Raw genomic sequence first — 23035 nt, 5'->3', positions numbered from 1 at the left:
CGGGGTTATTTGTCACGCTTGTACGAGTTCGGGCGCTGAATCCCTTCAGTAACCTCAACATCCGTCACGTGCGCGGCGTGACCTCCCGCAGCAGACCCGTCGTCACATCGAAGACGAAACCGCGGACGTCGTCGGTGTGCACCAGGAACGGCGAGGTGCGCACCCGCTGCATCGACTGGCGGACATCGGCGTCGAGGTCCTTGAACGCCTCGACCGCCCACGACGGACGCTGGCCCACCTCCGCCTCCAGCTCATGCCGGAAGTCCTCGGTGAGGTTCAGCAGACCGCAGCCGGTGTGGTGGATGAGCACGACGCTGCGGGTCCCGAGCGCGCGCTGGCTGATGGTCAGGGACCGGATGATGTCGTCGGTGACCACACCGCCGGCGTTGCGGATGGTGTGGCAGTCGCCCAGCTCCAGGCCGAGTGCCTCGTGCAGGTCCAGACGGGCGTCCATGCATGCGACGACGGCGACGCGCTGCACGGGGCGCGCGTCCATTCCGGGGTCGGTGAACTTCTCGGCGTACGTGCGGTTGGCCTCCACGAGGCGGTCGGTGACCGTGTCTCCCGTATGGGCGTCGCGGTCGGTGGACGGATTCGGCTGCGGCGCTGATATCGACATGATGACGACGCTACCTCTCACCAGGGAATTTTGTCTTCTCTTTAGGTAGGGCAAACGAGGGCAACGGGGTGGGCCGAGCGGGTGATGTGAGGCACCCCACAGCCCCCTGTGCCCCTCGGTGTGGTGCCTGGGGGAGGTGATCCACCCCCGGGGCGGGACGCGCTGACCGGTTGGTTGACCGAAGGGACGAGTGGACTAAAGTGGCGCGAAGTGGGAGGCGTGACGCTCCCCTCGGATCCCGGAATTTCGCGTGAGCGCGGTGCGTACGTACCCCTCGGCCTCCTCCCGCTCCGGTCGCCTGACGTCACTTCCCCGGCGCCAGTAGGCCACTTCCCCTTCAGAGCGGGTGGGGACCCGGAGGTGCGTACCATCCTCGCCCGATCCTCAGAAGGGCGCACCAGCAGCGCAATGAGCAGCAACGCTCTCCATGTTCCCGTCATGCTCCAGCGCTGCCTGGACATGCTGGCCCCCGCTCTCGCCCAGCCCGGCGCGGTCGTGGTCGACTGCACTCTGGGCCTCGGCGGCCACAGCGAGGCGCTGTTGCGCGACTTCCCCGAGGCCCGGCTCATCGCGCTCGATCGCGACCCGTCCGCGCTGCGACTCGCCGGTGAGCGGCTCGCCCCGTACGGCGATCGGGCCACGCTGGTCCACGCGGTCTACGACGAGCTGCCCGAGGTCCTCGACCGGCTCGGCGTCCCGCGCGTCCAGGGGATCCTCTTCGACCTCGGCGTGTCCTCCATGCAGCTCGACGAGGCCGAGCGCGGTTTCGCCTACGCCCAGGACGCCCCGCTGGACATGCGGATGGACCAGACCACCGGAGTCAGCGCGGCGGAGGTGCTCAACACCTATCCGCCGGGCGAGCTGGTACGCATCCTGCGGGCCTACGGCGAGGAGAAGTTCGCCAAGAAGATCGTGGACGCCGTGGTGCGCGAGCGCGCCAAGGAGCCGTTCACCAACAGCGCCCGGCTCGTCGAGCTGATCCGCGCGGCGCTGCCGCAGGCCGCCAAGCGCACCGGCGGCAATCCGGCCAAGCGCACCTTCCAGGCGCTGCGGATCGAGGTCAACGGCGAGCTCGCGGTCCTGGAGCGGGCCATTCCGGCGGCCGTCGGGACGCTCGCGGTCGGCGGGCGGATCGCCGTGCTCTCGTATCACTCGCTGGAAGACCGCCTGGTCAAGCAGGTGTTCGCGGCCGGTGCCCGCAATACGGCGCCCCCCGGGCTGCCGGTCATCCCCGAGCAGTACCAGCCCCGGCTGAAGCTGCTCACCCGCGGCGCGGAGCTGCCCACCGAGGAGGAGATCGCCGAGAACCGGCGGGCCGCCCCGGCCCGGTTCCGGGGGGCGGAGCGCATCCGGGAAGAGGTCGGTCCATGAGCACGAGGGAGACGGGGCCGAAAGGCCGGCCGGTGCCGGGGGGCGCCACGGCCAGGCGCACGCCCTTCGTGCTGCTCGTCGTGGTCCTGCTCGGCTCCGGCCTGATCGCGCTGCTGCTGTTGAACTCCTCCCTCAACCAGGGGTCGTTCGAGCTCAGCAGGCTCGAGAAGCAGACCGGGGAGCTCACCGACGAGCGCCAGGCGCTCCAGCAGGACGTCGACCAGCTCTCCGCGCCCACCGCGCTGGAGCGGCGCGCCCGGGAGCTGGGGATGGTGCCCGGCGGCAGCCCCGCCTTCCTCAACCCGGACGGCTCGGTCAGCGGGGTGCCCGCCCCCGCCTCGGGGCAGCCCTCGGTGCTCGGCGCCCCCGGCCCGGTGCTGCCGTCCGCGCTCGCCCCCACGCCGTCCCAGGCGCCCGCCCTGTCCGGGGCGTCGCCCACCCCGTCCGTCCTCGCGCCGCCGACCGCCACCCCGTCCGGGGCGGGCACGGCCTCCGTGACCCCGTGGGGGCTGCCCACCGCCCTCTCCACAACCTCCTCCGCCTCCGCGCAGTCCACCCCGGCCCCTCAGTAGGTGACACGGTGACGCGATCCCCAACCCGCGCCCAGCCCGGCCCGCCCGCGCGAAGCACCGCCCGCGCGCGGTGGGCGGCCGCCGAGCCGAGGGCGGCCGTCGCGTGAGCGCGCCCCAGGATCCCCGCCGCCGCGGCGTGCCCGGCCCGGCCGGTCCGCGCGGCGACCGCCGCCCGCGCCAGGACGCGGCGCGGCGCCCCGGCGAGCGCCAGGGACGCCCCGGTGAGCACCAGGGAGGATCGTCCGGCCGTCCGGCCCAGCGCCCGCGCCCCGGCGGTGCCCAGCCGCTGCGGCTGGGCAGCCCGCGCCCCCGGCTGCGGCTGATCAGCCTCGGCCTCACCCTCGTCATGCTGGTCTTCGTCGTACGGCTGCTGCAGGTGCAGGCGGTCGACGCCAGCGCCTACGCGGCCAAGGCCAACGTCAACCGCTACATCCCGGTGAAGCTGTCCGCCGAGCGCGGCTCCATCACCGACCGCAACGGCGTCGACCTCGCGACCACGGTGGACGCGTACGACATCACCGCCGCCCCCGACCTGCTCACGCCCAAGACGGCCAAGACCCGTGACGCGCCGCGCCAGGCCGCGGCCCTCCTCGCGCCGATCCTCGGCAAGGAGGAAGCGGACCTGGAGAAGAAGCTCACCGGCAACCCCAAGTCGCAGTACGTCGTGCTCGCCCGGCAGCAGTCCCCGCAGGTCTGGAACCAGATCAAGGACCTGAAGAGCGCCCTGGACGACTCGGCGTCCAAGGGCAAGGGCACCAATGTCCTGGCCGGGGTCAATCGCGAGGCGCACAGCAAGCGGGTCTATCCGAACGGGGATCTCGCCGCCGGGATACTGGGATTCGTGGGCGCCGACGGCCGCGGCGCCGCCGGGCTCGAACAGCAGCTCAACAAGAAGCTCGCGGGCAAGGACGGCAAGCGCGTCTACGCCCAGTCCGGCGGCCACCAGGTGCCCACCGGGGACCTCAAGGAGCAGCCCGCGGTCCCCGGCAGCGATTACGAGCTGACCATCGACCGGGACATCCAGTGGGCCGCCCAGAGCGCCATCGCCGACCAGGTCCGCAAGTCCGGGGCCGACCGCGGCTATGTCATCGTCCAGGACACCCGCACCGGACAGCTCCTGGCGATGGCCAACGCCCCCGGCTTCGACCCCGGCGACATCACCACCACGGAAGCCGACGACCTGGGCAACGCCGCGGTCTCCGACGCCTACGAGCCCGGCAGCGTCAGCAAGCTGATGTCCATGGCCGCCGTCCTCCAGGAGGGTGTGGCCCGCTGGGACACCCATGTGGTGGTCCCCAACCGGCTGCCGCGCGCCGACCGGGCCTTCGCCGACGACATCGACCACGCCACCTGGTACCTCACGCTCAACGGCGTGCTCGCCAAGTCCAGCAACATCGGCACGATCCTCGCCACCGAGCAGCTAGGGAAGACCAAGAAGCAGAAGAACCAGATCCTCTACTCCTACCTGCGGAAGTTCGGGATCGGCCGGCCCACCGGGCTCGGCTTCCCCGGCGAGACCTCGGGCATCCTGGCCCGGCCGCAGGACTGGAGCGCCTCGCAGCAGTACACCATCCCCTTCGGCCAGGGGCTGTCGCTCAACGCCGTCCAGGCGGCCTCCGTGTACTCCACCATCGCCAACGGCGGCGAGCGCATCGCGCCCACCCTCGTCCGCGGCGCCAAGGGGCCCGGCGGCGACTACACGGCCGCGCCCGCCCCCCAGAAGACCCGTGTCGTCGGTAAGGAGACCGCGAAGACGCTCGCCGAGATGCTCGAATCGGTCGTCGACGACCAGCAGGGCACCGGCGCCAAGGCGAAGATCCCCGGCTATCTTGTCGCGGGCAAGACCGGCACCTCCAACCGGGTGGACCCCAAGACCGGCCGCTACCGCGGCTACACCGCGTCCTTCGCCGGCTTCGCCCCGGCCGACAAACCGCGGCTGACCGTCTACTGTGCCGTTCAGAACCCGACGAAGGGCAGCTACTTCGGCGGTCAGGTCTGCGGACCGGTCTACAAGAAGGTCATGGAGTTCGGCCTCAAGGCCCTGCAGGTCCCGCCGTCCGGGAAGCAGCCCAAACGGCTCCCCGTGAGCTACAACCCGGGCCAGTGAGCGGACCCAGCAGTGACGACGATCACGCCGGACTCCGGGAACCACGGTCCGGTACGGCCCCGCTTCCCCGCCTCATTTCGCGGGGGAGCGGGTGTCCCGGGTACGCTCACCGCCGTGCCCCACGCTGATCAGTCCCAAACCCCTCAGAAGGACGTTTCTGTGGAATACCCGGGAGCGCCCCGCCCTCTCCAGGTCCGCCCGATCCCGCTGGCGGAGCTGGCGGATCAGCTGGGCGTCGATGCCCCCGAAGCCTCGGAGGGGGCCGCGGTCACCGGGATCACCCATGACTCGCGAGCCGTACGCCCCGGCGATGTGTACGCCGCCCTGGCCGGCGCCCGCCTCCACGGCGCGGACTTCGCCGCTCAGGCCGCCGACCTCGGCGCGGTCGCGGTGCTGACCGACCCGGCCGGCGCCGAGCGCGCCGCCGCCACCGGACTGCCGGTCCTGGCGGTGGACAACCCGCGCGGCCGGATGGGCGCGCTGGCCGCCACGATCTACGGCGAGCCGGGTGCGGACCTGCTGCAGATCGGCATCACCGGCACCTCCGGCAAGACCACGACCGCGTATCTCATCGAGGGCGGCCTCAAGGCCGCCGCGAAGCACGACGGCGGCCTTACGGGTCTCATCGGCACCGTGGAGACGCGGATCGGCGACGAGCGCATCAAGTCCGAGCGCACCACCCCCGAGGCCACCGATCTGCAGGCCCTGTTCGCGGTGATGCGGGAGCGCGACGTCCACTCGGTCGTCATGGAGGTCTCCAGCCACGCCCTGGTCCTCGGCCGCGTCGACGGCTGCGTCTTCGATGTCGCGGTCTTCAACAACCTCAGCCCGGAGCACATGGAGTTCCACTCCGGCATGGAGGACTACTTCCAGGCCAAGGCCCAGCTGTTCACCAAGGCCCGCAGCCGCGCCGGAGTGATCAACTACGACGACGAGTACGGCCGGCGGCTGATCGAGCAGTCCGAGGTACCCGTCACCACCTTCTCCGCCGAGGGCCACCCCGACGCTCACTGGCGCGCCGCGGACGTCGAGGTCGGCCCGCTCGGCTCGACCTTCACCGCCGTCGGCCCGAACGGTGAGTCCGTAAGGGCCGCCGCACCCCTCCCGGGCCCCTTCAACGTGGCCAACGCGCTCGCCGCCGTCGTCGCGCTCGCCGTCGCCGGGATCGACCCGCAGACGGCCGCCGACGGTATCGCCGCCGTCCCCGGCGTACCGGGCCGGCTGGAGCGGGTCGACGTGGGCCAGCCCTACCTCGCGGTCGTCGACTACGCCCACAAGACCGACGCCGTGGAGTCGGTGCTGCGTGCCCTCCGTAAGGTGACCGACGGCAAGCTGCACGCCGTCCTCGGCTGCGGCGGGGACCGCGACCGGCTCAAGCGCGGCCCCATGGGCGCCGCGGTGGCCCGGTACTCCGACACGGCCGTCCTCACCTCCGACAACCCGCGCTCCGAGGATCCGCTCGCGATCCTCGCCGCCATGCTCGCGGGCGCCGCCGAGGTGCCCGCTCACGAGCGTGGCGATGTGCTGGTCGAGGAGGACCGGGCCAACGCCATCGCGGCCGCCGTCGCCCGCGCCGAGCCGGGCGACACCGTCATCGTGGCCGGCAAGGGCCACGAACTGGGCCAGGACATCGCCGGCGTGATCCGTGCCTTCGACGACCGCCAGGTACTCCGCGAAGCCATCGAGCTCAGTGAGCGAGCCCACAGGCGCGATGCCACGCGTCCCGAGGCGAGCTCACAACACCGGGACAATCACCAAGACGACCAGGGATGACAGACCGCCATGCGCGCACCAGCCCCCTCAAGGCAGCTCTCCCGCACGGCCGGAGGTGATCAGTGATCGCACTGTCCCTCACCGAGATCGCCGGCCTAGTCGGTGGACAGCCGCACGACATACCGGACCCGGACCTGAAGGTCACGGGCCCTGTTGTGATCGACTCCCGTGAAGTGCGGCCCGGCAGCCTCTTCGCCGCGCTCCCCGGGGAGCGTGTGGACGGCCACGACTTCGCCCGAAAGGCGATCGAGGCCGGGGCCACGGCGGTCCTGGCCGCCCGCCCCGTCGGCACCGCGGACGCCCCCGTACCGGCGATCGTCGTGCCCGATGTCATCGCCGCCATGGGAGCGCTCGCGCGCGCCGTCGTGGAGCGCCTGGACGCCACCGTCGTCGCGCTCACCGGCTCCGCGGGCAAGACCAGCACCAAGGACCTCATCGCCCAGTTGCTCCAGCGCCGCGGCCCCACCGTATGGACGCCGGGCTCGCTCAACAACGAGATCGGCCTGCCGCTCACCGCGATGAGCGCCGACGAGGCCACCCTGCACCTGGTGCTGGAGATGGGTGCCCGCGGTAAGGGCCACATCCGGTATCTGGCCACCCTCACCCCGCCCCGTATCGGACTCGTGCTCAACGTCGGCACCGCCCATATCGGAGAGTTCGGCGGCCGGGAGCAGATCGCCGAGGCCAAGGGCGAGCTCGTGGAGGCCCTGCCCCCCGCCGAGGAGGGCGGGGTGGCGGTGCTCAACGCCGACGACCCCCTGGTGCGCGCCATGATGTCGCGCACCAAGGCCCGTACCGTCCTGTTCGGCGAGGCCGAGGACGCCGATGTGCGTGCCGGGAATGTCCGGCTCGCCGACGGCGGCCGCCCCGCCTTCACGCTTCACACCCCTACCGGGTGCAGCGAAGTGACCATGCGCCTGTACGGTGAGCACCACGTGTCGAACGCGCTCGCCGCGGCCGCCGTCGCCCATGAGTTGGGCATGTCCGTCGACGAGATCGCCGTGGCGCTCTCCGAGGCGGGGCAGCTCTCCCGCTGGCGGATGGAGGTCACCGAGCGCTCGGACGGCGTGACGGTCGTCAACGACGCCTACAACGCGAACCCCGAGTCCATGCGAGCAGCGCTGCGCGCGCTGGTCGCCATGGGCGCTGCCACACCGGGGCGTCGCACGTGGGCGGTGCTCGGCCAGATGGCCGAGCTGGGCGAGGAGTCACTGGCCGAGCACGACGCGGTCGGGCGGCTGGCCGTCCGGCTCAACGTCAGCAAGCTCGTGGCGGTCGGCGGCCAGGAGGCCGCCTGGCTGGACATGGGCGCCAAGAACGAGGGTTCGTGGGGTGAGGAGTCGGTGCACGTGTCCGACGTGCGGGCAGCGGTCGATCTGCTGCGCAGCGAGCTGCGACCGGGGGACGTCGTGTTGGTGAAGGCATCCAGGTCGGTCGGCCTGGAGCGGCTTGCGCAGGCATTGCTCGACGGTGAGGGTGAGGTCTCCGGCCGATGGGCATGAGGCAGATCCTCTTCTCGGGAGCCATCGGGCTCTTTCTGACCCTGATCGGCACACCGCTGCTGATCAAGCTGCTGGCCCGCAAGGGCTATGGCCAGTACATCCGGGACGATGGTCCGCGGACGCACGGCAGCAAGAAGGGCACGCCCACGATGGGCGGTATCTCCTTCATCCTGGCCACACTGATCGCCTACGCCCTGACGAAGGTGATCACGGGCAGCCAGCCGACCTTCTCGGGCGTGCTGGTGCTCTTCCTGTTCGCCGGCATGGGCCTGGTGGGCTTCCTCGACGACTACATCAAGATCGTCAAGCAGCGGAGCCTGGGCCTGCGGGCCAAGGCCAAGATGGCCGGTCAGCTGATCGTCGGTATCGCCTTCGCGATCCTCGCGCTGAACTTCGCCGACGCGCGCCAGCAGACCCCCGCCTCCGACCGGCTCTCCTTCGTCCAGGACTTCGGCTGGTCCTTCGGCCCGGTGATCTTCGCGATCTGGGCGCTGTTCATGATCCTGGCGATGTCGAACGGCGTGAACCTCACCGACGGTCTCGACGGTCTGGCCACCGGCGCCTCCGTGATGGTCTTCGGCGCCTACACCTTCATCGGCGTCTGGCAGTACCAGGAGTCCTGCGCCAACGCGCAGACGCTCACCAACCCGGCGTCCTGTTTCGAGGTCCGTGATCCGCTCGATCTGGCCGTCGTCGCCTCCGCCTTGATGGGCGCGTGCTTCGGCTTCCTGTGGTGGAACACCTCACCCGCCAAGATCTTCATGGGCGACACCGGTTCGCTCGCGCTCGGCGGCGCGCTCGCGGGCCTGGCCATCTGCTCCCGTACGGAGCTGCTGGTGGCCCTCCTCGGCGGTCTGTTCGTGCTGATCACCATGTCCGTGGTCATCCAGGTCGGCTCCTTCCGGACGACCGGGCGACGGGTCTTCCGGATGGCGCCACTCCAGCATCACTTCGAACTCAAGGGGTGGAGCGAAGTCCTTGTGGTGGTCCGGTTCTGGATCATCCAGGGCATGTGCGTGATCGTCGGCCTCGGCATCTTTTACGCGGGGTGGCGAGCCTCGTGACGTCCGACGCCGTCGCCCTCGACGTGTCCGACCTCGCCGGACGGCAGGTCACCGTCGCCGGACTCGGCGTCTCCGGGGTCCCCGCAGCGCGTGCGCTGCGGGGCCTCGGGGCCTCGGTGACCGTGGTCAACGGCAGCGACGGCGAAGCGCAGCGCGCCCAGGCGGCCGAACTGGAGCCGCTGGGCATCACGGTCCGCCTCGGGGACGGTGAGACATTGCCGAAGGGCACCGAGCTGATCGTGACCACCCCCGGGTGGAAGCCCACCAGCCCGCTCTTCCTGGCCGCCGCCGAGGCGAACGTGCCCATCTGGGGCGATGTGGAGCTGGCGTGGCGGCTGCGCGGCGAGGACGCCCCGCCCTGGCTCGCGGTCACCGGCACCAACGGCAAGACGACGACGGTAAGGATGCTGGCGGCCATCCTGGAGGCGGCCGGGCTGCGCACCGCCGCCGTCGGCAACATCGGCGTCTCGCTCCTGGACATCGTGCTGGGCGACGAGCCGTACGACGTGCTGGCCGTCGAGCTCTCCAGCTACCAGCTCCACTGGGCGCCCTCGCTGCGCGCCCACTCCGGGGCGGTGCTCAACCTCGCCCCGGACCACCTCGACTGGCACGGCTCCATGGCGGCGTACGCGGCCGACAAGGGGCGGATCTACGAGGGCAACCAGGTGGCCTGCGTCTACAACGTGGCCGACCCCGCCACCGAGGACCTGGTGCGCGCGGCCGATGTCGAGGAGGGCTGCCGGGCGATCGGCTTCACCCTCGGCACTCCCGGCCCCTCCCAGCTCGGCGTCGTGGAGAACATCCTCGTGGACCGGGCCTTCGTGGCGGACCGGCAGAAGCAGGCGCAGGAGCTGGCCGAGGTCTCCGATGTGAACCCGCCGGCCCCGCACAACATCGCCAACGCCCTCGCGGCGGCGGCCCTGGCCCGCGCCTTCGGCGTCCCGCCGAAGGCCGTACGGGACGGGCTGCGCGCTTTCCGGCCGGATCCGCACCGGGTGGAGCATGTGGCGGACGTCGACGGGGTGGCCTATATCGACGACTCCAAGGCGACCAACACCCATGCCGCGGAGGCGTCGTTGGGCGCCTATGAGCACATCGTGTGGATCGCGGGCGGCCTCGCCAAGGGGGCCACCTTCGACGAGCTCGTCCTTACGGCGGCCGAGCGGCTGCGCGGCGTCGTGCTGATCGGCGCCGACCGTGCGCTGATCCGCGAAGCGCTCGCGCGACACGCAGCAGATGTCCCGGTCGTGGACCTCGACCGGACCGACACTGGGGCGATGGCGGCGGCTGTGCGCGAAGCGGCGCGGCTCGCCCGGCCGGGCGATACCGTCCTGATGGCCCCGGCCTGTGCCTCGATGGACATGTTCATCAACTACAACAAGCGGGGCGACGCCTTCGCCGCGGCGGTTCGGGACCTGGCCTCCGGCCGGGTGCCGGACGATCAGTAGCCCGCCGGTCCCCTGGCGAGGACCGCCCGCGCGGGGAAACCGGAGGGGATAAGAACATGACGCCTGACCAGCCCGCCGCCCCGCGCTCCCGGTCGGCCCGCCCCGGCACCGGCCGCCCCGCGCCGCGCTCGGGCGGCGCCCCCCGGCTGCGGGAGGCCGTACGGGCGAAGGGCAGGGCGGCGTCCCCGGCCCGCCCGCGCGGCACAGCGGGCGCCTCCCGCCCTCGGCGCCGCCCGTCGAGGGGAAACGCCTTGGACGCGCTGCGCGGGCTGCAGCAGCGCCTCCGGAGGGCCTGGGACCGTCCGCTGACCGCGTACTACCTGCTGCTCGGCGGCTCGCTGCTGATCCTCGTGCTCGGCTTGGTCATGGTCTACTCCGCCTCCCAGATCAAGGCGCTGCAGTCCGGGCTCTCACCGTCGTACTTCTTCCGCAAACAGCTCTTCGCCGCCGCGCTCGGCGGCTCGCTGATGCTGCTCGCCGTGCGGATGCCCATCAAACTGCACCGCGCCTTCGCCTATCCGCTGCTCGCGGTCTCGGTCTTCCTGATGTGTCTGGTGCAGGTCCCGGGCATGGGCATCGCGGTCAACGGCAACCAGAACTGGATCTCCTTCGGCGGCCCGTTCCTGCTCCAGCCCAGTGAGTTCGGCAAGCTGGCGCTCGTCCTGTGGGGCGCCGATCTTCTCGCCCGCAAACAGGACAAGCGACTGCTGGCCCAGTGGAAGCACCTGCTGGTGCCGCTGGTGCCCGCGACCGGCATGCTGCTCGGCCTGATCATGCTGGGCGGGGACATGGGCACCGCGATCATTCTCACGGCGATCCTTTTCGGCCTGCTTTGGCTGGCGGGCGCCCCCACCCGGCTCTTCGTGGGCGTCCTCGCCTTCGCCGGGGCCATCGGCATGCTGCTCATCAAGACCAGCGCCAACCGGATGTCCCGGCTCGCCTGTATCGGCGCCACCGAGCCCGGTGCGCACGATCAGTGCTGGCAGGCTGTCCACGGGATCTACGCGCTCGCCAACGGCGGCTGGTTCGGATCCGGACTCGGGGCAAGCATGGAGAAATGGGGCGAACTACCCGAACCGCATACTGACTTCATCTTCGCCATTACCGGGGAGGAACTCGGACTGGCGGGGACGCTGTCGGTTCTCGTTCTCTTCGCGGCTCTAGGCTATGCGGGTATCCGCGTGGCCGGACGCACGGAGGACCCCTTCGTGAGGTACGCCGCGGGAGGCGTGACCACCTGGATCACGGCCCAGGCCGTGGTCAATATCGGTGCGGTGCTCGGTCTGCTGCCGATCGCCGGGGTTCCGCTCCCGCTGTTCTCCTACGGAGGGTCCGCCCTGCTGCCGACCATGTTCGCCGTCGGCCTGCTGATCGCCTTCGCACGGGCTGAGCCCGGTGCGCGAGCGGCGCTGGCCATGCGGCAGCCTGCTTTGCGGAAGAAGCTGGCTCGGGTGAGACGGAAGACGATGCGACGGCCCGTCAAGAGGCGGCCGTCCGGAGAGCGGTGAATTTCGGTGCATGTCGTACTCGCCGGTGGGGGGACCGCCGGCCACATCGAGCCCGCGCTCGCCCTCGCGGACGCCCTGCGGAGGCAGGACCCGACCGTGGGGATCACGGCGCTCGGAACGGAGCGTGGGCTCGAGACCCGGCTCGTACCGGAGCGTGGTTATGAACTCGGGCTCATCCCGGCCGTACCGCTGCCGCGTAAGCCCACCCCGGAGCTGATCACCGTCCCCGGGCGGCTGCGCGGCACGATCAAGGCCGCCGAGCAGATCCTGGAGCGCACCAAGGCCGACTGTGTCGTCGGCTTCGGCGGCTATGTGGCGCTGCCCGGATACCTGGCGGCCAAGCGGCTCGGAGTGCCGATCGTCGTCCACGAGGCCAACGCCCGCCCCGGGCTCGCCAACAAGATCGGCTCGCGCTACGCCAAGTACGTGGCGGTCTCCACCCCCGACAGCAAGCTCCGCAACGCGCGCTACGTCGGCATCCCGCTGCGCCGCTCCATCGCCACCCTCGACCGGGCCGCGGTCCGCCCCGAGGCCCGCGCGGCCTTCGGGCTCGACCAGAACCTGCCGACGCTGCTGGTCTCCGGCGGATCGCAGGGCGCGCGCCGGCTCAACGAGGTGGTCCAGGCGGTGGCGCCGTACCTGCAGCGCGCCGGGATCCAGGTGCTGCACGCGGTCGGTCCGAAAAACGAATTGCCGCATGTGGACAACATGCCCGGAATGCCGCCATATATCCCGGTATCGTACCTGGATCGGATGGACCTCGCGTATGCCGCGGCCGACATGATGCTCTGCCGCGCGGGCGCGATGACCGTCGCCGAACTGTCCGCCGTCGGGCTCCCGGCCGCCTACGTCCCCCTGCCGGTCGGCAACGGCGAACAGCGGCTCAACGCCCAGCCGCTGGTCAAGGAGGGCGGCGGACTGCTGGTCGACGACGCCGAGCTGAGCCCCGAGTGGGTGCAGGGCAATGTGCTGCCGGTGCTCGGCGACCCGCACCGGCTGTACGAGATGTCCCGCCGGGCCGCCGAGTTCGGCCGCAGGGACGCCGACGAGCTGCTGGTCGGCATGGTGTACGAGGCGATCAGCGCACGCCGCCAGGCGTGAGAAGGCAGGGAGCGTGGCCGGACCGTCGCCCGCCGAGCGCGGCGCACGAGGGACGACTCCGTCCGGCCCGCCCCCCCGCTTCCTCCGGGCGCGCCGCCGGTTCCGGCTGCCCGGCCGCCGCCCCCTGCTGGTGACGGCGGTGGCGGTGACCCTGCTCGGCGCCGGCGCCGTCTGGCTGCTGTACGGCTCGAGCTGGCTGCGGGCCGAGCGGGTGCGGGTCGCCGGCACCACCGTCCTCACCGCCGAGGAGGTGCGCTCGGCCGCCGATGTTCCGTTGAACACCCCGATGGTCGCGGTGGACACGGCGGCGATCGAACACCGGTTGCGCGAGCGACTGCCGCGGATTGCAAAAGTGGACGTATCCCGGTCATGGCCGCACACCATCAGTCTGGTAGTGACGGAACGCAGGCCCGAAGCCATTGTCGAAGAGGGCGGGAAGTTCCATGAAGTGGACGCCGCGGGAGTCCGGTTCTCGACCGTGAGCAAGCGTCCGAAGGGGGTTCCGGTGCTGGAAATGGAGCCGGACCGGTCGCCGAGTTCGCGCCATTTCGGCCCCGCCGGACTGCGCCGCGAGGCGGTCCGGGTGGTCACCCAACTCCCCGAGAAGGTCCGCCAGGACACCCGTTCCCTCCGGGTCCGCTCGTACGATTCGATCACCCTGGAGCTGACCGGAGGCCGTACGATCTCCTGGGGGAGCGGAGAGCGAGGCGAAGCGAAGGCGAAGACGCTCACCGCACTGCTGAAAGCGCAGCCGGACGCCGACCACTTCGACGTCAGTGCGCCGAGCGCCCCCGCGGTGTCTCGCAGTTGACCTGATACCGGCAGGCCAGCACCCTGGTTGGCTAGCCCACTGGGTGATCACATAGGGTGAAAAGAAAAGCGGGAGGTTCGGCGTGTTCATTGAACGCGCGCCACTTGTCGACTTAGTGTCCTGTTCCGAAGAGTCCGGGAAACAGAGGCACTGGTAACCCTAAACTTCAGCGTTAGGGTTGGGGTCGGCAATCGGAACCGTCCCATTCGGCATCAGTCGGCGCACCGCGGCAACGGCGGGGTGGCGACACGTAACTCGAGGCGAGAGGCCTTCGACGTGGCAGCACCGCAGAACTACCTCGCAGTCATCAAGGTCGTCGGCATCGGCGGCGGTGGCGTGAATGCCATCAACCGGATGATCGAGGTCGGGCTCAAGGGCGTCGAGTTCATCGCGATCAACACCGATGCACAGGCCCTGCTGATGAGTGACGCGGACGTCAAACTGGACGTCGGTCGTGAGCTCACCCGGGGCCTTGGAGCCGGCGCCAACCCGGATGTCGGCCGTAAGGCCGCCGAGGACCACCGTGAGGAGATCGAGGAGGTCCTCAAGGGGGCCGACATGGTCTTCGTGACCGCGGGTGAGGGCGGTGGCACGGGCACCGGCGGTGCGCCGGTGGTCGCCAATATCGCGCGCACGCTCGGTGCCCTGACGATCGGTGTGGTCACCCGCCCGTTCACCTTCGAGGGCCGCCGCCGCGCCAATCAGGCCGAGGACGGCATCGCGGGTCTGCGGGACGAGGTCGACACCCTCATCGTGATCCCGAACGACCGGCTGCTGTCCATTTCGGACCGTCAGGTGAGCGTGCTCGACGCGTTCAAGTCGGCCGACCAGGTGCTGCTGTCGGGTGTTCAGGGCATCACCGATCTGATCACTACCCCGGGTCTGATCAACCTCGACTTCGCGGACGTCAAGTCCGTGATGTCCGAGGCCGGATCGGCGCTCATGGGCATCGGCTCGGCCCGTGGTGACGACCGCGCGGTGGCCGCGGCCGAGATGGCGATCTCCTCGCCGCTGCTGGAGGCGTCCATCGACGGCGCCCGGGGCGTGCTGCTCTCCATCTCCGGCGGTTCCGACCTCGGTCTGTTCGAGATCAACGAGGCGGCCCAGCTCGTGAGCGAGGCCGCCCACCCCGAGGCCAACATCATCTTCGGTGCGGTGATCGACGACGCGCTCGGCGACGAGGTCCGGGTCACCGTGATCGCGGCGGGCTTCGACGGCGGTCAGCCGCCCCCCAAGAACCGCGACAAGGTGCTGGGTTCCTACGGCGGCAGCCGCGAGGAGGGCTCCGGCAGCTCCTCGAGCCGCCCGTCCGGCCAGGAGAACGGCCGCCCGTCCTTCGGCGGGCTCGGCAGCGTCACCTCGCGTGACGAGGAGTCCGCCCCGGCGGACCCGGCCCCGGTCGCCGAGGTGCCGCCGCCCCCGGTGCCCACCCCGCACCCCCAGGTCCCGCCGGCCCGTCCGTACCCGGAGAGCCAGGCCGAGGAGCTGGACGTCCCGGACTTCCTGAAGTGAGCCGTCCGGCATGGCTAGACGGCGACTTTGAAGTGAATCAGACGTGATAGCGCAACAGCACGACGCGAGCGGCGCGCACTTCGCCTTCACCGACCGGTGGGGCGGGGTGAGCGCCGCTCCGTATGACGAGCTCAATCTCGGCGGGGCGGTCGGCGACGACCCCCAGGCCGTACGGACCAACCGCGAACTGGCCGCCAAGGCGATGGGCCTGGACCCGGCGGCCGTCGTATGGATGAACCAGGTGCACGGCCGGGACGTCGCGGTGGTCGACGGACCGTGGTCGGACGACGAGATTCCGGCGGTGGACGCAGTGGTGACGCGGCGTCCGGGGCTCGCCCTGGCCGTCCTCACCGCCGATTGCACCCCGGTGCTGCTGGCCGATCCGGTGGCCGGGGTCGTCGGCGCCGCCCACGCGGGCCGGCCGGGACTGGTCGCCGGAGTGGTCCCGGCGGTGGTCGAGGCGATGACAGAACAGGGCGCCGAGACCGCCCGGATCGTCGCCCGCACCGGCCCCGCGGTCTGCGGTCGCTGCTACGAGGTTCCCGCGGAGATGCGCGCCGATGTCGCGCAGAGCGTGCCGGAGGCGTGGGCCGAGACCCGGTGGGGTACCCCGGCGGTGGATGTGGCGGCCGGTGTGCGGGCCCAACTGGCCCGCGCGGGTGTGTGGATGGACGAGAAGGATGGACAATCTCACATCTGCACCCTGGAGTCGGCGGACCACTTCTCGTACCGGCGCGAGCACACCACGGGGCGGCTCGCGAGCTACGTCTGGTTGGGCGGCTGAGCTGTGACGGATCGTAAGGCGGAACTGGCCGCGAATCTCGGCCGGGTGACGGAACGTATCTCTGCCGCCTGTGCCGAGGCCGGTCGCAAGCGCGAAGAGGTGACCCTGATCGTGGTCACCAAGACCTATCCGGCGAGCGATGTCCGTTTGCTCGCGGAACTCGGCGTACGGCATGTCGCCGAAAACCGCGATCAGGAAGCCGCCCCCAAAGCCGCGGAATGCGCGGATCTGCCGTTGATCTGGCACTTTGTCGGGCAATTGCAGACCAATAAGGTGCGTTCCGTATCCAGTTATGCCGATGTGGTGCAATCTGTCGATCGTAAGCGATTGGTCGACGCGCTCTCCCGTGCGGCTGTGGGGGCCGCCCGGGAGATGGGCGTCTTGATTCAGGTCGCGCTCGACGCGGACTCCGATGAACGGGGAGCGCGCGGGGGCGTGGGACCGGGCGGAGTGGAACGGCTCGCGGAGTCCGTGGCCGAGGCCGAAGGACTCCGGCTCGACGGACTGATGACCGTCGCCCCGCTGACGGGCCCCTACGAGGGGCGGCCGCGGGCGGCGTTCGACCGGCTGATGGAAATCTCATCCCGCCTGCGCGTGGCTCATCCGGCTGCGAACATGGTCTCGGCGGGGATGAGCTCGGACCTCGAGGAAGCCGTGGCGGCGGGAGCGACACATGTGCGCGTCGGCACTGCGGTACTCGGAGTCCGACCCAGCCTCCGGTAACGTCGCGAAGAAGTCGGACCACAGCAGAAAATATGGTCATTCCCGTCAAAAGGCGGGCTGGCCACGTGGATCCATGGCATCCGGTGGCGGAGCCGATCCACCACAGAGCGGAGGACGCAGAGAATGGCCGGCGCGATGCGCAAGATGGCGGTCTACCTCGGCCTCGTGGAGGACGATGGGTACGACGGCCGGGGATTCGACCCCGACGACGACTTCGAGCCCGAGCCGGAGCCCGAACGGGAACGGGACCGTCGGCGGCATCAGGTGGTGGAGACCGAACCGCGGCCGGAAAGGGGCGAATCTGTGCGAGTCGTCCACCCTCCCGCACAACGCGAACCGGCTCCTCTTGCGGTGGAAACCGGGCGACCCGCGCGAATTGCCCCCGTGGCGTCCATCACACCTGAACGTCAGAACTTGGAGAAGAACGCGCCAGTGATCATGCCCAAGGTTGTGTCCGAGCGGGAGCCGTACCGCATCACCACACTGCACCCCCGGACCTACAACGAGGCCCGTACTATCGGGGAACACTTCCGTGAGGGCACTCCCGTGATCATGAATCTGACGGAGATGGACGACACGGATGCGAAGCGACTTGTCGACTTTGCCGCCGGTCTGGTGTTCGGTCTCCATGGGAGCATTGAGCGGGTGACGCAGAAGGTGTTCCTGTTGTCTCCTGCTAACGTCGATGTCACGGCGGAGGACAAGGCCCGTATCGCAGAGGGCGGGTTCTTCAACCAGAGCTGAGACGCAAAAACGGCAAACCGGCAACACCGAGTCATCCGAGGCCGAAAGGCCGGGTACGAACCAGGGGAGAGGGACGCGCGGGATGGGCATCGCACTACAGGTGATCTACATCGCGCTCTACTGCTACCTGATCGTGCTGATCTTCAGGCTCGTGATGGACTATGTCTTCCAGTTCGCGCGCTCGTGGCAACCCGGTAGGGCGATGGTGGTCATCCTCGAGGCCACCTACACTGTCACCGATCCGCCACTCAAGCTGCTACGGCGGTTCATTCCGCCGCTGCGTCTCGGGGGTGTGGCGCTCGACCTGTCCTTCTTCGTGCTGATGATCATCGTCTGGATCCTGATCACCGTCGTGAGCAATTTTGCGAGCAGGGTGTGAACGATACGGTCTTGCCGATTGCCGACGACTACGTTGAGGTGAAGTAGAGATGCCGTTGACCCCCGAGGACGTGCGGAACAAGCAGTTCACGACCGTCCGCCTCCGAGAAGGCTATGACGAGGACGAGGTCGATGCCTTCCTCGACGAGGTCGAAGCCGAACTGACCCGGCTGGCACGGGAGAACGAGGACCTGCGCGCCAAGCTTGCCGCAGCGACCCGTGCCGCCGCCCAGAGTCAGCAACAAGGTATGCGCAAGCCTCCCGAACAGCAGGAGAGGCCCGGCGCACCTGTGCCCGCCGCCATATCCGGACCGCAGCCGGTGCCGCCCGGCCAGCAGCAGATGGGTGGTCCGCCCCAACTCCCGGGCGGAGCCCCGCAGCTGCCGGCGGGTCCGATGGGCCAGAACGGCCCCGGACCGATGCAGCAGGGCGGCCCCGGACCGATGCAGCAGGGCGGCCCCGGACCGATGCAGCAGGGCGGACCCGGTCCGATGCAGCAGGGCGGACCCGGTCCGATGCAGCAGGGTGGCCCCGGTCCGATGCAGCAGGGTGGCCCCGGCCCCATGGGTCAGAACGGTCCGATGGGTCAGAACGGCCCCATGGGCCAGAACGGCCCCATGGGTCCCGGCGGTCCCATGGGTGGCCCGATGGGCGGTCCCGGTGGCCCCGGTGGCCCGCAGCTGCCGCAGCCGGGTCAGGGCCCGGGCGGCGACAGCGCCGCGCGCGTGCTCTCGCTCGCGCAGCAGACCGCCGACCAGGCGATCGCGGAGGCCCGTTCCGAGGCCAACAAGATCGTCGGCGAGGCCCGTAGCCGCGCCGAGGGCCTGGAGCGGGACGCCCGCGCCAAGGCCGACGCGCTGGAGCGGGACGCGCAGGAGAAGCACCGTGTCGCGATGGGCTCCTTGGAGTCCGCTCGTGCCACGCTCGAGCGCAAGGTCGAGGACCTGCGCGGCTTCGAGCGCGAGTACCGCACGCGGCTGAAGTCGTACCTGGAGAGCCAGCTGCGCCAGCTGGAGAACCAGGCCGACGACTCGCTCGCCCCGCCGCGCACCCCGGCGACCGCCTCGCTGCCGCCGTCCCCGTCGATGAGCGGCTCCATGGCCTCGGCCGGTGCCGGCTCGATGGGCGGCCACACCATGGGTGGCAACCAGACCATGGGCGGCCACAACCCGAACGGCGGAGCGCCGTCGTACGGTGGGCAGCAGCAGATGTCTCCCGCGATGACCCAGCCGATGGCACCGGTGCGGCCGCAGAGTCCGCAGCCGATGCAGCAGGCGCCCAGCCCGATGCGGGGCTTCCTCATCGACGAGGACGACAACTGACGCGGGCCGTTTAGCGCGGAGCGTTCGGCAATCGCAAGGGCCGGGCCCCAGGAGCAGACTCCTGGGGCCCGGCCCTTTGCCGTGCATGCGGACTGCCGGGGGCTTTCCCCTACCCGCCCCTTCCCGTAACCGGGGCTCCGCCCCGGACCCCGGTCCTCAATCGCCGGACGGGCTGAATATCAGCCCGTCCGGCGATTGAGGACACGCCCGGAGGGCGTCCGGGGTCAGGGACGGGCAGGCGAACACAACCCCCGCCGGAGCGTTACGCCTTGCGGAGGCGGAACGTCAGGCCCAGGGGGGCGTCCTCGAAGGGGGTGCCGTATGCGGCGTCGGCCTCGCCCGTGGCGAAGTCGGTCGCGAGGACCTCATCCGCGATCAGGCCCGCGTGATCCGTGAGCGCCTGCCGCAGCTCGTCGTCCGCCGTCTCCCACCGCAGCGCGATCCGGTCGGCCACGTCCAGCCCGCTGTTCTTACGGGCCTCCTGGATCAGCCGGATCGCGTCACGGGCGAGACCCGCGCGGCGCAGCTCCGGGGTGATCTCCAGGTCGAGGGCGACCGTGGCGCCCGCGTCGGAGGCGACCGACCAGCCCTCGCGCGGGGTCTCGGTGATGATGACCTCGTCGGGGGAGAGGGCTACCGTCTCGCCGTCCACCACGACCGACGCGTTCCCCTCGCGCAGCGCGACCGACAGCGCGGCCGCGTCCGCCTCCGCGATCGCCTTGGCGACCGGCTGGGTGCCCTTGCCGAACCGCTTGCCCAGGGCGCGGAAGTTGGCCTTCGCGGTCGTGTCGACCAGCGAGCCGCCGACCTCGCTCAGCGACGCGAGCGAGGAGACGTTCAGCTCCTCCTCGATCTGGGCGCGCAGTTCGGCGCCGAGGGTTTCGAAGCCGGCCGCCGCGACCAGCGCGCGCGAGAGCGGCTGGCGCGTCTTCACACCGGACTCCGCGCGGGTGGCGCGCCCCAGCTCCACCAGGCGCCGCACCAGGGCCATCTGCGTCGAGAGGGCCGGGTCGATCATCGACCGGTCCGGCTCCGGCCAGGTGGTCAGGTGCACGGAGGCGGGGGCCTCCGGGACCACCGGGACGACCAGGTCCTGCCAGACCCGCTCGGTGATGAAGGGCACCAGGGGCGCCATCAGCCGGGTGACCGTCTCGATGACATCGTGCAGGGTGCGCAGCGCGGCGGCGTCGCCCTGCCAGAAGCGGCGGCGGGAGCGGCGCACGTACCAGTTGGACAGATCGTCGACGAAGGCCGACAGCAGCTTTCCGGCGCGCTGGGTGTCGTACGCCTCCAGGGCCTCGGTGACCTGCTCGGTGAGCGTGCCCAGCTCGCCCAGCAGCCAGCGGTCCAGCAGCGGCCGCTCGGCCGGGGCCGGGTCGGCCGCGGACGGCGCCCAGCCCGAGGTGCGGGCGTACAGCGCCTGGAAGGCGACCGTGTTCCAGTAGGTGAGCAGCGTCTTGCGCACGACCTCCTGGATGGTGCCGTGGCCCACCCGCCGGGCCGCCCACGGCGAGCCGCCCGCGGCCATGAACCAGCGGACCGCGTCGGCGCCGTGCTGATCCATCAGCGGGATCGGCTGAAGGATGTTGCCCAGGTGCTTGGACATCTTGCGGCCGTCCTCGGCCAGGATGTGACCGAGGCAGACCACGTTCTCGTACGAGGACTTGTCGAAGACGAGCGTGCCGACCGCCATCAGCGTGTAGAACCAGCCGCGGGTCTGGTCGATGGCCTCGGAGATGAACTGCGCCGGGTAGCGGCTCTCGAAGAGCTCCTTGTTCCGGTACGGGTAGCCGTACTGCGCGAACGGCATCGAGCCCGAGTCGTACCAGGCGTCGATGACCTCGGGCACCCGCTCGGCCGTCAGCGAGCAGCCGTCGGCGGTGCAGGTGAAGGTGATGTCGTCGATGTACGGGCGGTGCGGGTCAAGACCGCTCTGGTCGGTGCCGGTCAGCTCGGAGAGCTCGGCGAGGGAGCCGACGCAGGTGAGATGGGACTCGGCGCAGCGCCAGATGGGCAGTGGAGTGCCCCAGTAGCGATTGCGCGACAGCGCCCAGTCGATGTTGTTATTGAGCCAGTCGCCATAGCGACCGGTCTTGACCGATTCGGGATACCAGTTGGTGTTCTCGTTCTCCCGCAGCAGCGCGTCCTTGATCGCGGTGGTGCGGATGTACCAGGACGGCTGGGCGTAGTAGAGCAGCGCGGTGTGGCAGCGCCAGCAGTGCGGGTAGCTGTGCTCGTACGGGACATGCCGGAACAGCAGCCCGCGCTCCTTCAAGTCCGCCGTGAGCGCCTCGTCGGCCTTCTTGAAGAACTGGCCGCCGATCAGGTCCAGTCCTTCCTCGAAGGTGCCGTCCGGGCGGACCGGGTTGACCACCGGCAGACCGTAGGCACGGCAGGTCAGCAGGTCGTCCTCGCCGAAGGCGGGGGACTGGTGGACCAGACCGGTGCCGTCCTCGGTCGTCACATACTCGGCGTTGACGACGAAGTGCGCGTCGGGGATCTCCACCAGCTCGAAGGGGCGCCGATAGGTCCAGCGCTCCATCTCGGCCCCGGTGAAGGACTCCCCGGTGACGGCCCAGCCCTCGCCGAGCGCCTTCCCGACCAGCGGCTCGGCGACGACCAGCTTCTCCTCGCCGTTGGTGGCGACCACATAGCGCACCTCCGGATGCGCGGCCACGGCGGTGTTGGAGACCAGGGTCCACGGCGTGGTCGTCCACACCAGCAGCGCCGCCTCGCCCGCCAGCGGGCCCGAGGTCAGCGGGAAGCGGACGAAGACCGAGGGGTCGACGACCGTCTCATAGCCCTGGGCCAGCTCGTGGTCGGACAGCCCGGTGCCGCAGCGCGGGCACCAGGGGGCGACCCGGTGGTCCTGGACCAGCAGCCCCTTGTTGAAGATCTCCTTCAGGGACCACCACACCGACTCGATATAGCCGGGGTTCATGGTCCAGTACGCGCCGTCGAGGTCGGTCCAGAAGCCCATCCGCGTGGTGAGCTCGGCGAAGGCGTCGGTGTGCCGGGTGACGGACTCCCGGCACTTGGCGTTGAACTCGGCGATGCCGTACGCCTCGATGTCCTTCTTGCCGTTGAAGCCCAGCTCCTTCTCGACCGCCAGCTCCACCGGCAGGCCATGGCAGTCCCAGCCCGCCTTACGGTCGACGTGGTAGCCCCGCATGGTGCGGAAGCGCGGGAAGACGTCCTTGAAGACGCGGGCCTCGATGTGGTGGGCGCCCGGCATGCCGTTCGCGGTCGGGGGGCCCTCGTAGAAGACCCACTCGGGCCGTCCCTCGGACTGCTCGAGGCTACGGGCGAAGATCTTGTTCTCCCGCCAGAAGTCGAGCACGGCGTGCTCGAGGGCGGGCAGGTCGACCTGGGCGGGCACCTGGCGGTACTGCGGCGTCATCGGGGCTCTTCTTCCTCCGGCGGACACGTGCTCTTCCGTTTCCGTCGGAGGGACGAGAGCCGTGCGCTCCCGCGGTACCACCCTCCTTGACCGGTAGCTGGTCGGCTCCCGGCCCCCTCATTGGGATCGCGATGCCGGTTCTACTGACCCAGTGCGGGCGTTCTTCCGGCGGCTCCGGGGTGATCCTTCACATCGCGCTCGCCCCCGGGCTCACACCGTCCCCGGGTCGCTCTGGGCCGCCTACGACGCTACTCGTCCCCATCCACGCCTCTCGCTGCGCCCCAGTGTACGGGGCC

At 70.4% G+C, this 23035-nt stretch carries 18 protein-coding genes; 16 read left to right on the top strand and 2 right to left on the bottom strand.

Features of this window, described 5'->3' with window-relative positions; translation table 11 throughout:
• Window positions 1-64: 64 nt before the first annotated feature.
• Window positions 65-619 (bottom strand): beta-class carbonic anhydrase, encoded by a 555-nt coding sequence (locus STRVI_RS33540; protein WP_014060016.1) that lies wholly within the window; start codon window positions 617-619, stop codon window positions 65-67.
• A gap of 408 nt (window positions 620-1027) precedes the next feature.
• Here STRVI_RS33540 and rsmH point away from each other — a divergent pair, with 408 nt between their 5' ends.
• The 16 genes from rsmH to STRVI_RS33460 all read left to right on the top strand — a co-directional run bounded on the left by rsmH (window position 1028) and on the right by STRVI_RS33460 (window position 19339).
• The gene (rsmH, locus tag STRVI_RS33535) at window positions 1028-1990 is read left to right on the top strand and encodes a 16S rRNA (cytosine(1402)-N(4))-methyltransferase RsmH (protein ID WP_043236941.1); all 963 of its coding nucleotides are present in this window, start codon (window positions 1028-1030) and stop codon (window positions 1988-1990) included.
• Window positions 1987-2562: an FtsB family cell division protein gene (locus tag STRVI_RS55105; protein ID WP_014060014.1), complete on the top strand. Its 576-nt coding sequence runs from the start codon at window positions 1987-1989 to the stop codon at window positions 2560-2562. Before rsmH ends, STRVI_RS55105 begins: the two co-directional genes overlap by 4 nt.
• A gap of 103 nt (window positions 2563-2665) precedes the next feature.
• Window positions 2666-4669: a peptidoglycan D,D-transpeptidase FtsI family protein gene (locus tag STRVI_RS33525; RefSeq protein ID WP_014060013.1), complete on the top strand. Its 2004-nt coding sequence runs from the start codon at window positions 2666-2668 to the stop codon at window positions 4667-4669.
• 12 nt (window positions 4670-4681) lie between these two features.
• Complete coding sequence (locus STRVI_RS33520) at window positions 4682-6442, top strand: UDP-N-acetylmuramoyl-L-alanyl-D-glutamate--2,6-diaminopimelate ligase (RefSeq protein WP_014060012.1); 1761 nt, start codon at window positions 4682-4684, stop codon at window positions 6440-6442.
• A gap of 62 nt (window positions 6443-6504) precedes the next feature.
• Window positions 6505-7944, top strand: coding sequence for a UDP-N-acetylmuramoyl-tripeptide--D-alanyl-D-alanine ligase (locus STRVI_RS33515; RefSeq protein ID WP_014060011.1), 1440 nt, complete (start codon window positions 6505-6507; stop codon window positions 7942-7944).
• Window positions 7941-9008, top strand: a complete 1068-nt coding sequence (mraY, locus tag STRVI_RS33510) for a phospho-N-acetylmuramoyl-pentapeptide-transferase (protein WP_043240667.1) — start codon at window positions 7941-7943, stop codon at window positions 9006-9008. The genes STRVI_RS33515 and mraY overlap by 4 nt, the downstream gene beginning before the upstream one ends.
• Entirely contained in the window at window positions 9005-10456 is a 1452-nt protein-coding gene (murD, locus tag STRVI_RS33505) for a UDP-N-acetylmuramoyl-L-alanine--D-glutamate ligase (protein WP_014060009.1), read from the top strand. Before mraY ends, murD begins: the two co-directional genes overlap by 4 nt.
• 56 nt (window positions 10457-10512) lie before the next feature.
• A complete protein-coding gene (ftsW, locus tag STRVI_RS33500; RefSeq protein WP_014060008.1) occupies window positions 10513-11964 on the top strand; it encodes a putative lipid II flippase FtsW in 1452 nt (483 codons plus the stop codon).
• 6 nt (window positions 11965-11970) lie between these two features.
• Window positions 11971-13065 carry an undecaprenyldiphospho-muramoylpentapeptide beta-N-acetylglucosaminyltransferase gene (gene murG, locus STRVI_RS33495; RefSeq protein ID WP_014060007.1) on the top strand — a complete coding sequence of 365 codons (1095 nt, stop codon included), beginning with the start codon at window positions 11971-11973 and terminating at the stop codon, window positions 13063-13065.
• Between the two features lie 13 nt (window positions 13066-13078).
• Window positions 13079-13876, top strand: coding sequence for a cell division protein FtsQ/DivIB (locus STRVI_RS33490; RefSeq protein ID WP_014060006.1), 798 nt, complete (start codon window positions 13079-13081; stop codon window positions 13874-13876).
• 276 nt (window positions 13877-14152) lie between these two features.
• Entirely contained in the window at window positions 14153-15388 is a 1236-nt protein-coding gene (gene ftsZ / locus STRVI_RS33485) for a cell division protein FtsZ (protein ID WP_014060005.1), read from the top strand.
• A gap of 43 nt (window positions 15389-15431) precedes the next feature.
• On the top strand, window positions 15432-16172 hold the full coding sequence (pgeF, locus tag STRVI_RS33480; RefSeq protein ID WP_014060004.1) for a peptidoglycan editing factor PgeF: 741 nt from the start codon (window positions 15432-15434) through the stop codon (window positions 16170-16172).
• Window positions 16173-16175: 3 nt separating this feature from the next.
• Window positions 16176-16895 (top strand): YggS family pyridoxal phosphate-dependent enzyme, encoded by a 720-nt coding sequence (locus tag STRVI_RS33475; RefSeq protein WP_014060003.1) that lies wholly within the window; start codon window positions 16176-16178, stop codon window positions 16893-16895.
• 123 nt (window positions 16896-17018) lie between these two features.
• Window positions 17019-17639, top strand: coding sequence for a cell division protein SepF (locus STRVI_RS33470; RefSeq protein WP_014060002.1), 621 nt, complete (start codon window positions 17019-17021; stop codon window positions 17637-17639).
• Between the two features lie 82 nt (window positions 17640-17721).
• Window positions 17722-18018: a YggT family protein gene (locus tag STRVI_RS33465; protein WP_014060001.1), complete on the top strand. Its 297-nt coding sequence runs from the start codon at window positions 17722-17724 to the stop codon at window positions 18016-18018.
• 49 nt (window positions 18019-18067) lie between these two features.
• Window positions 18068-19339 carry a DivIVA domain-containing protein gene (locus STRVI_RS33460; RefSeq protein WP_014060000.1) on the top strand — a complete coding sequence of 424 codons (1272 nt, stop codon included), beginning with the start codon at window positions 18068-18070 and terminating at the stop codon, window positions 19337-19339.
• 262 nt (window positions 19340-19601) lie between these two features.
• Here STRVI_RS33460 and ileS read toward each other — a convergent pair whose 3' ends face one another.
• Window positions 19602-22739: an isoleucine--tRNA ligase gene (ileS, locus tag STRVI_RS33455; RefSeq protein ID WP_014059999.1), complete on the bottom strand. Its 3138-nt coding sequence runs from the start codon at window positions 22737-22739 to the stop codon at window positions 19602-19604.
• Between the last annotated feature and the right edge of the window lie 296 nt (window positions 22740-23035).

This window comes from Streptomyces violaceusniger Tu 4113 (assembly GCF_000147815.2).
Taxonomy (GTDB): Bacteria; Actinomycetota; Actinomycetes; order Streptomycetales; family Streptomycetaceae; genus Streptomyces; species Streptomyces violaceusniger_A.
Note: the sequence above shows the minus strand (reverse complement) of the source record. Positions and strands in the feature narration are given on the sequence as shown.

Excerpts from the sequence above, each read along its gene's own strand:
- STRVI_RS33540 (WP_014060016.1), bottom strand. The coding sequence starts at position 619 with ATGTCGATATCAGCGCCGCAGCCGAATCCGTCCACCGACCGCGACGCC.
- rsmH (WP_043236941.1), top strand. The coding sequence starts at position 1,028 with ATGAGCAGCAACGCTCTCCATGTTCCCGTCATGCTCCAGCGCTGCCTG.
- STRVI_RS55105 (WP_014060014.1), top strand. The coding sequence starts at position 1,987 with ATGAGCACGAGGGAGACGGGGCCGAAAGGCCGGCCGGTGCCGGGGGGC.
- mraY (WP_043240667.1), top strand. The coding sequence starts at position 7,941 with ATGAGGCAGATCCTCTTCTCGGGAGCCATCGGGCTCTTTCTGACCCTG.
- ftsW (WP_014060008.1), top strand. The coding sequence starts at position 10,513 with ATGACGCCTGACCAGCCCGCCGCCCCGCGCTCCCGGTCGGCCCGCCCC.
- STRVI_RS33470 (WP_014060002.1), top strand. The coding sequence starts at position 17,019 with ATGGCCGGCGCGATGCGCAAGATGGCGGTCTACCTCGGCCTCGTGGAG.
- STRVI_RS33465 (WP_014060001.1), top strand. The coding sequence starts at position 17,722 with ATGGGCATCGCACTACAGGTGATCTACATCGCGCTCTACTGCTACCTG.
- STRVI_RS33460 (WP_014060000.1), top strand. The coding sequence starts at position 18,068 with ATGCCGTTGACCCCCGAGGACGTGCGGAACAAGCAGTTCACGACCGTC.
- ileS (WP_014059999.1), bottom strand. The coding sequence starts at position 22,739 with ATGACGCCGCAGTACCGCCAGGTGCCCGCCCAGGTCGACCTGCCCGCC.